The organism is Phycisphaeraceae bacterium (assembly GCA_019636735.1).
Classification (GTDB): Bacteria; Planctomycetota; Phycisphaerae; order Phycisphaerales; family SM1A02; genus VGXK01.
Map to the genome: position 1 here is coordinate 1 of JAHBWY010000033.1, position 1,552 is coordinate 1,552.

The following is a 1,552-nucleotide window of genomic DNA, read 5'->3' on the forward strand; positions in this document are numbered from 1 at the left end:
CCCCGCAACGCCCCCCGAGAGTAAGAGTGCGGACGGGTTTGCCGTGACGGGTTGAGGACTGGGAGAGAGGCTCCCGGCGCCCGTCGCGGAGACCCGCGATGACCAAGCACCACCGCCAGGCCGCCCCCGAACGGGCGAGCCTCTACGACGACATCACCAACAAGATCATCGCCGAACTGGAGGACGGCCGGCTGCCCTGGGTTCAGCCCTGGGGGACGGCGGCGGCAAAGGCGCCGCTGGCCATGCCCAGGAACGCCTCGACGAGGCGCGGCTATTCCGGGATCAACGTCCTGATCCTCTGGGGCGCTGTCATCGAGCATGGCTTTCCCGGGCAGAGCTGGCTGACCTTTCGCCAGGCGCTCTCGCTCGGCGGCAATGTGCGCAAGGGCGAGCGTGGCACGACCGTCGTCTACGCCGACCGCTTCATTCCGGACACCGAGAAGAAGCGCGCCCGCGAGACCGGCGAAGACGCCCAGGCCGTCCCGTTCCTGAAGCGCTTCACCGTCTTCAACACCGCCCAGTGCGAGCGCCTCCCGGAGGAGTTCGCCGTTCAGGTTCCGCTGCCGGCGCCGGACCTCATCGAGCCGCGCGTAGAAGCGCTCATCAAGGCGACCGGCATCGATTTTCGCATTGGCGGCAATCGCGCCTTCTATGCACCGGAGCCTGATTTCGTGCAGGTCCCGCCGCCGCAAGCATATTTCGAGCCGATCAACTGGCACCGCACGGCGCTGCACGAACTCGGCCACGCCACTGGCTATCCCTCGCGTGTCGGCCGCGATCTCTCAGGGTCCTTTGGCACCAAGAAATACGCCTTTGAAGAGTTGGTCGCCGAGATCAACGCAGCCTTCTGCTGCGCCTCGCTCGGCATCGTGCCGACTGTGCGGCACGCCGACTACATCGCCTCGTGGCTTGAGGTGCTGCGGGAAGATAACCGCGCCATCGTCCGCGCAGCCTCGCAGGCGAGCAAGGCGGCCGACTGGCTGCTCGGCTTCCTGCCAGAGGAGATCGGCGTCGCCCGCCCAAACCGCGAGGCGGCCTGATAGGATTCCGGCCTTGATCGACGCGTTATTGAACCTATCTCTTTCTATGCTTCGCATGATGGCTCCTCGCCGTCAGCCCCGATTCCGATCGGGGCCCCGTCCTCCCCATGGAGGTTAACCGGCGCAGCCCCACGGAGGGGCGCGTCATGTGCGGCAATTTCTCCGAGGGCCACTTTCAACCTTTGGAGAACATCATGCCACGTAAGTCAGCCCCCTATACCGATGCAGAAATTGCGCTCGCGAAACGCCTTTTCGCGCAAGCGCAGGCCAGTGGGACGCTAAAGCCCCCGCGCGGTCTCATCGCGATCGCGCTGAGCAACGGCTATCGTCAATCCATCTCGCAGGCAGTGACCTATCGCGACTACCTGCGTGACGCGCGGCAGAGGCTTTCGCCTCGCATCGGCGTCGGTGGTGCGCGGCGCCGGAAGTAGAGGGAGAGAGCGGACGGGATTTCGTGACGGGTTGGAGGTTGAGAGAGAGGCTCTCGGCCGCCCGTCGCGGAGTAAATCCCA

Annotated in this window: 2 protein-coding genes; both read left to right on the plus strand. The window is 65.5% G+C overall.

What is annotated here, in order from left to right; genetic code table 11:
• Nucleotides 1-98 precede the first annotated feature (98 nt).
• On the plus strand, nucleotides 99-1,040 hold the full coding sequence (locus KF724_13915; protein ID MBX3356785.1) for a DUF1738 domain-containing protein: 942 nt from the start codon (nucleotides 99-101) through the stop codon (nucleotides 1,038-1,040).
• Between the two features lie 146 nt (nucleotides 1,041-1,186).
• The gene (locus KF724_13920) at nucleotides 1,187-1,471 is read left to right on the plus strand and encodes a hypothetical protein (protein ID MBX3356786.1); all 285 of its coding nucleotides are present in this window, start codon (nucleotides 1,187-1,189) and stop codon (nucleotides 1,469-1,471) included.
• Nucleotides 1,472-1,552: the final 81 nt, after the last annotated feature.

Excerpts from the sequence above, each read along its gene's own strand:
- KF724_13915 (MBX3356785.1), top strand. The coding sequence starts at position 99 with ATGACCAAGCACCACCGCCAGGCCGCCCCCGAACGGGCGAGCCTCTAC.
- KF724_13920 (MBX3356786.1), top strand. The coding sequence starts at position 1,187 with ATGTGCGGCAATTTCTCCGAGGGCCACTTTCAACCTTTGGAGAACATC.